Here is a 7,668-nt window from a genome sequence, read left to right as displayed (position 1 = left end):
AAAAAAGATGATTGCGATGGAGATGGGGTCACTAATGAGGATGAAAAAGAAGACGGGACCGATCCCTTGGACCCATGTGACTATAATCCAGACAGCATAACCTTGCCACAGAGCGGTGATTACCTGGAAGCTGATTGCGATGGCGACGGCGTCACCAACGAGGATGAGATAGAGGATGGTACGGACCCTAACGATCCATGCGATTTTGTATTGGGCAGCCAGACCCTAGACCCTTCATCCACGTGGAACGGAGAGGACTGCGATGGCGATGGTGTAACCAATGGTGATGAAAAGGAGGATGGGACCGACCCGTTGGATCCATGTGATTACAACCCAGACCATATAACCTTGCCACAAAGCGGTGATTATCTTGAAGCGGATTGCGATGGCGACGGGGTCACCAACGAGGATGAGATAGAGGATGGTACGGACCCTAACGATTCATGCGATTTTGTATTGGGCAGCCAGACCGTAGACCCTTCATCCACTTGGAACGGAGAGGACTGCGATGGCGATGGTGTAACCAATGGTGATGAAAAGGAGGATGGCACCGACCCGTTGGATCCATGTGATTACAACCCAGAACATATAACCTTGCCACAAAGCGGTGATTATCTTGAAGCGGATTGCGATGGCGACGGGGTCACCAACGAGGATGAGATAGAGGATGGTACGGACCCTAACGATCCATGCGATTTTGTATTGGGCAGCCAGACCGTAGACCCTTCATCCACGTGGAACGGAGAGGACTGCGATGGCGATGGTGTAACCAATGGTGATGAAAAGGAGGATGGGACCGACCCGTTGGATCCATGCGACTATAATCCAGACAGCATAACCTTGACCCCGTCTGCAGATTGGGAGTTGTTGGATTGTGACGATGATGGGAACCCAAATGGAACAGACCCAAATCCTTTGGCTGCAACAGCGGTGGATGATTCTGGGGCAACACCAGCATTGACTGAAGTGGCAATAAACATTTTAGAGAATGACGACTACTTGCCGAACAGCGACGAGAACAATTTGGGAATAACAAGCCTTTCAAGAATAGGGGGAAATGCTGTCGGAACAGTCTCTTTTGACGCCGAAACAGGTTTAATGACCTATACACCGACTTTGGAAGAGTCCAATTCCTCAGTCACCATTGTTTACGAGGTGTGTAACGTGGTTCCAGATCCAGCGGTTTGTGCCTCAGCTACAGTTACCATTGAAGTAGGACCAAATACAATTGATGCCGTAGATGATTTCTACACGGCTGATGGCTCAGTGGGGGGTGTAATTGCGGACAGCAATGTCTTGTCAAATGATACCTTGAATGGAGGTCCCATTGCCTTGGAAGATGTGAACCTTTCATCAACGGCCACTGACGAGTTGACCATCAACTCGGATGGGACCATAAGTGTTGCCCCAGGTACGTCTGATGGAACTTATACCATAGAATATACCATTTGCGAAGCCGCGAATCCATCCAATTGCGATACGGCCACGGTAACGGTTGAGGTAGAATCGGGTATGGGCAATGCCATTGACGCAATTGATGATTCCTACACGGCTGATGGTTCAGTGGGCGGTGTGATTGCGGACAGCAATGTACTGTCCAACGATACCTTGAATGGAGGTCCCATTGCCTTGGAGGATGTGAACCTTTCATCAACGGCCACTAACGAATTGACCATCAACTCCGATGGGACCATAAGTGTTGCCCCAGGTACGTCTGATGGAACTTATACCATAGAATATACCATTTGCGAAGCCGCGAATCCATCCAATTGCGATACGGCCACGGTAACGGTTGAGGTAGAATCGGGTATGGGCAATGCCATTGACGCAGTTGATGATTCTTATACAGCTGATGGCTCAGTGGGCGGTGTGATTGCGGACAGCAATGTCTTGTCAAATGACACCCTGAATGGAGAATCAGTCACGTTGGAGGATGTTCTTCTCAGCTCCACACCAACGGATGAATTAATGGTCAATGATGATGGAAGCGTTAGCGTGACCCCAGGCACACCAGAGGGTACCTACACCGTGGATTACACGATATGCGATATTACCGACGTGGACAATTGCGATACGGCAACTGTCACTGTTGAGGTCGGCCCCGGAATGAGCGATGACATTGATGCCGTAGATGATTCCTATACGGCTGATGGCTCAGTGGGTGGTGTAATTGCAGACAGCAATGTCTTGTCAAATGATACCCTGAATGGAGAATCAGTCACGTTGGAGGATGTTCTTCTCAGCTCCACAGCAACGGATGAATTAATGGTCAATGATGATGGAAGCGTTAGCGTAACACCAGGCACACCAGAGGGTACCTACACCGTGGATTACACGATATGCGATATTACCGATGTGGACAATTGCGATACGGCAACGGTAACAGTAGTTGTAGAATTGGGAATGGATAATGTTATCGATGCCATGGATGATGGGTATACCTCGGACAGTTTTGGAGGACCAATTCCAGATAGCAATGTTTTGGGAAATGATACGCTAAACGAAGAGATTGTTGATGCCATTGATGTGATTTTGACGTCAACGCCAACAGGTGAGCTCCGCATAGAACAAGACGGAAGTGTTGTTATAACGCCCGGATTGGAAGAGGGGACCTATACTATTGAATACACAATCTGTGAGGCTGCCAATCCAGAGAATTGTGATACGGCCACCGTAACGGTTTCAATAGAAGACATTTTAGTGAACCAATTGGTGACACCAAACGGGGATCTAAAGAACGATTTCCTATTCATTCGAGGAACCGACAAAATTAAATCCAGTACCCTCAAAATTTTTAACCGATGGGGTACTGCGGTTTATGAAGGAAAAGACTATAACAATATCAACAATGTATTTGATGGTCGGTCAAGGACAAAATCTGCTGTGGGGAACAACAATTACCTACCAGCAGGGGTATATTTTTATATTTTTGAATACGTTACGGATAGAGGCAGGTTTACAGACTCCGAATACATATATATAAGCAGGTAATACATTGATGTAGGATGATTAAAAAGCACATTTTAATTCCAATTTTATTTATAGGATTTGTATTTCAGGGGCTGGTGGCCCAGCAAGATGCGCAGTATACTCAATACATGTTCAACACCTTGAGTGTTAACCCCGCTTACGCTGGCTCTAGAGGTCAATTGAGCTTTGCCGGACTGTATAGATCTCAATGGGTTGGTTTGGATGGAGCTCCAGAAACTTTTACCCTTAACCTCCATTCCCCCATACGGAACAGCAGATTGGGATATGGCGTATCCATCGTAAACGATAATATTGGAGATGGAGTGGTGCAACAGACCTATTTGGATGCCGTGGTTTCCTATACCATTGAATTTGCTAGGGAAGCAAAGCTTTCTTTTGGATTAAAAATGGGAGGAAACATGATAAGTCTGGACTTTAACGGACTGCGAAATTTTGATCAAGAAGTTGTACAACAAGACAATATCGATAATCAGTTTAACCCCAATTTTGGATTGGGACTCTATTACCATACAGACCGGTTTTATGCAGGGGTTTCGGCGCCAAATATTTTGGAAACCGAATATTTTGACAATAGTGGGGGAGACGCCAACTCCGTAAACTTCCTGTCGGCACAGCAAATCAACCTATACTTAATTACAGGGTATGTTTTTGATATAGGAGCTGATTTAAAATTTAAACCGGCCTTACTAACAAAGGCTGTGGGTGGTGCACCATTGCAAGTTGATTTATCAGCTAACTTTTTGTTTGCGGACAGATTCAGTTTTGGTGCAGCGTATAGGTGGGATGCAGCGGTAAGTGCCTTGGCAGGATTCCAGATAACCGATCAAATTATGTTGGGATTGGCGTATGACAGAGAGACCACTGAACTGGGCGGCACCCAATTCAATGACGGTTCCTTTGAGATATTTCTAAGGCTGGAGTTGTTAAAATCATTTCAAAGAACAGTATCACCCAGATTCTTTTAATATAAAATAGAATGTTAAGAAGAATACTCGTATTTCTTATAGTTTTTACAGGTAGCGCATCATATGTACTGGCTCAGGACAGTATTCCAGATCGTCAACAAGCTAGGGTAAAGGCAAAGGCGGATGAACGATATGAGGAGTATTCTTTTAGACCCGCCATCGATATTTATAAAAAGGTTTTGGACAAAGGCTATGTCTCCTCAGATTTGTTAAAACGTCTGGGAAATTCCTATTATTTCAATGCCCAATATGAAGAAGCAGCCAACATCTATAAAAGACTCCAAGAAGAGTATCCAGATAAGATAAGTCCAGATTATATCTTTCGATACGCCCAGAGCTTAAAAACTATGGGCAATTATGATGAGGCTACCCGAATGATGGAAAAATTCAGGGAGATTACAGCGACTGAGGGAGAATTTGATGAAGACTATCTTGATAAGATTGAGGCCAATTCAGGTCGATATACCGTAGAACCCTTTAAATACAACAGTAAGTATTCCGATTTTGCCGCATCATATTATGAGAAAGGGCTCATTTTTGCTTCAGATAGAGATACCGGTAATTTAGCTAGATATCGACATACATGGAATTCAAAAGACTTTTTGGATCTCTATAAAGTCAATGCAGATAGCGTTTCAAATGATCGAGTCGTAAAGCTGCAAGGTGATGTGAACACCAGATTGCATGAATCCACTTCCGTAGTCACCAAAGATGGAACCACCATGTATTTTACCCGGAACAATTTCTTGGACGGGAAGAAGTACAAAGATGCCAATGGAATTATTCGATTGAAGATTTATAGTGCGGAAAATATCAATGGGGAGTGGACCAATGTGATTGAGTTACCATTCAACAATGATTCGTATTCTGTGGCACATCCGGTTTTGAGCCCAGATGAAAAGAGACTGTATTTTGTTTCTGACATGCCGGGAAGTTATGGCGAGTCTGATATTTTTATGACCGAAATCATTGGTGATGGAACCTACGGTCCCATTATCAACCTAGGCGGAAACATTAATACCATAGCACGTGAAACGTTTCCTTCCATCACAAAAGATGGGGTGCTATATTTTTCTTCCGATGGTCATCAAGGCTTGGGAGGCTTGGACGTTTTTGCCACTAAAATAGCATTTGATGATTATACACAACCCGTGGTTAATGTAGGAAGGCCTATAAACAGTCCCTTGGATGATTTTTCCTATATTTTTGACCCAGAAGAAAAGACTGGTTATTTCTCTTCCAATAGGGAAGGAGGCATGGGAGAAGATGATATTTACAAATTTGTGGAGAATGAACCTTTGGTATTGGACTGCATCCAAGAGGTGACTGGTACGGTAAGGGATCGCATATCCAATGAAGTTTTACCAGGGGCCACTGTGAAGGTTATCGATGAGGAAAATAAGGAGATTTCTTCCACAATTACAGATTCTCAAGGAAACTATACACTTCAGTTGGATTGCTCCAAAGGCAATTTTGTGAGGGCATCCCGTGATGGTTATGTTCCAGCAGAAGAGTACCTTAACAAATCCTATGGGAAGCCACGAATTATAGATTTCTACTTGGAAAGAGATGTAATTACCGGTGGATTTGGGGACGATTTAGCAAAATTACTCCAATTAAGTACCATTTATTTTGATTTGAACAAGTACAACATTCGCCCCGATGCTGAAATCGAGATTCAAAAGGTAATTGTTGCCATGGAAAAATATCCTAGCTTAAAAATAAAGGTAAATTCCCATACAGATAGCCGCGGAAATGATGCCTACAACCTTTGGTTGTCTCAAATGCGGGCCGAATCTACAGTTAACTATATGATTTCCAAAGGTATTTCTTCAGACAGACTTCAAGGAGAAGGCTTTGGAGAAACAAGATTGGTAAATGAATGTTTCAATGGAGTGCGTTGCACCGAAGAGGAACATCAATTGAACCGTAGATCTGAGTTTATCATATTTGAGTGATGTTTCATGCATCATCATGAACAATTTGGAAGGATACATGAACTACTGTGTCCTTTATTCATATTCTTTTTTTTTACAATTCCGTGACCTAAAAACAAGGATTTTCTGTGTTTTGTTTTTGGATATTGATTTAACCGAGACCTTTTCCATTACAATCTATAAAAAAAAGCTTTCCTAAGGAGACCTGTTTTCAATTGCATATCATATTTCTAGAATAAGGTGTAGTCTTTTTCGGGCAATGGGCATTCCGTTAACCATTGATAATAGTGATTTCATCGACCAATGGTCTTAAAAAAAACATAAATATTTTGGGTCATCACCTCAAAATATGGATGCTATACAGTATGAATTTGGGCATACACAACAAATATTTCTTACCCCTATAAGTAAAGGTAATTTTGTAACGTGTAATAGAATACGAAGTGTGCAATAGAGGAAAATATCGCATAAAAACTAAGCTATTTGGAATTAAAAAGCATAACAAATACGATCCTCAACAAACAATTAACCCCATGAAAAAGAGCATAATAGCCCTTATCCTACTTCTCTCAACAGGAATTGCCTTTTCTCAAACCACGGTTACCCTTCAAGACCAGTGCAATTGCGAAGTCTTAAAAGGAACAGCCGTTTCCAGTCCAGGAGCCGTTACCCCAAATGGCGTTGATACGGGAGATATCTATGTCAATACTAACACGGGTACAATTTACTTTTGGGATGGAGATTCTTGGGAACTTACATCTTCTGACAATCAACAATTAACAGGATTTAATTTTGATGGGGCAACAAATACATTGACCTTGAACTTAGAGAATGGCGGTAGTGTAAATGTTGATTTAAGCAGTTTAAGTGACACTCTTACAGACACAAATACTACAATTACATCTTTTGGGATTGATGGAACAAATACCAACCTTGTAATAACAGATTCAGATACTAATACATATGCGGTAGCGTTAGCGGATATTGCTGCGCTTATTGATACAGACGACCAGGCCCTCAGCTTGACGGCTGGCAACATATTGACCTTGGAGGACGGCGGCACTGTCGACCTGACCCCATATCTGGACAATACGGACGACCAGGCTATCACGGCCTTCAGCCTTGACAACGCCACGAACATATTGACGCTGACCCTTGAGGACGGCGGCACCCAGACCGTGGACTTCAGCACTGTGCTTGCAGCGGCTGGAACCGATGACCAGGCCCTTAGTTTGGCCGCTGGCAACATATTGACCCTTGAGGACGGCGGCACTGTCGATCTGACCCCATACCTGGACAACACGGACGACCAGGCGATCACGGCCTTCAGCCTTGACAATGCCACGAACGTATTGACGCTGACCCTTGAGGACGGCGGCACGCAGACGGTGGACCTGTCGGCACTGGACAACAGTGGTTCGGACGACCAGACACTGACCCTCTCTGGCAACAGCCTTTCGATAGAGGACGGCAACAACGTGGACCTGAGTGGCTACCTTGACAACACTGATGGTCAGACCCTCTCATTGAGCGGTTCCGACCTATCGATAAGCGGTGGTAACACCGTTGACATCAGTTCAATAGATACCGATACCGATGACCAGACATTGACCCTTTCGGGAAATACACTCTCGATAGCGGACGGTAACTCTGTCGACCTATCGGCACTGGACAACAGCGGTTCGGACGACCAGACACTGACCCTGTCGGGCAACAGCCTTTCGATAGAGGACGGGAACAACGTTGACCTGAGCGGCTACCTTGACAATACCGAC

General features: G+C 44.1%; 4 protein-coding genes. All 4 read left to right on the top strand.

Annotated elements, in window-relative coordinates; all coding sequences use genetic code 11:
* On the top strand, positions 1 to 2,991 hold a 2,991-nt coding region (locus AB1A65_RS09115), incomplete at its 5' end, for a gliding motility-associated C-terminal domain-containing protein (RefSeq protein WP_366588087.1).
* Positions 2,992 to 3,005: 14 nt separating this feature from the next.
* Complete coding sequence (locus tag AB1A65_RS09110; RefSeq protein WP_366588085.1) at positions 3,006 to 3,956, top strand: type IX secretion system membrane protein PorP/SprF; 951 nt, start codon at positions 3,006 to 3,008, stop codon at positions 3,954 to 3,956.
* Positions 3,957 to 3,967: 11 nt separating this feature from the next.
* Positions 3,968 to 5,914, top strand: a complete 1,947-nt coding sequence (locus tag AB1A65_RS09105) for an OmpA family protein (protein ID WP_366588083.1) — start codon at positions 3,968 to 3,970, stop codon at positions 5,912 to 5,914.
* A gap of 512 nt (positions 5,915 to 6,426) precedes the next feature.
* Positions 6,427 to 7,668: hypothetical protein (locus tag AB1A65_RS09100; RefSeq protein WP_366588081.1), on the top strand; the 1,242-nt coding region annotated here is incomplete at its 3' end.

The sequence above is a fragment of the Allomuricauda sp. ANG21 genome (assembly GCF_040705235.1).
Lineage (GTDB): Bacteria > Bacteroidota > Bacteroidia > Flavobacteriales > Flavobacteriaceae > Flagellimonas > Flagellimonas marina.
This window is presented reverse-complemented; position numbering and strand designations above follow the sequence as displayed.

What these genes read in the sequence shown, in the direction of transcription:
- AB1A65_RS09110 (WP_366588085.1), top strand. Translation starts at nt 3,006, where the DNA reads ATGATTAAAAAGCACATTTTAATTCCAATTTTATTTATAGGATTTGTA.
- AB1A65_RS09105 (WP_366588083.1), top strand. Translation starts at nt 3,968, where the DNA reads ATGTTAAGAAGAATACTCGTATTTCTTATAGTTTTTACAGGTAGCGCA.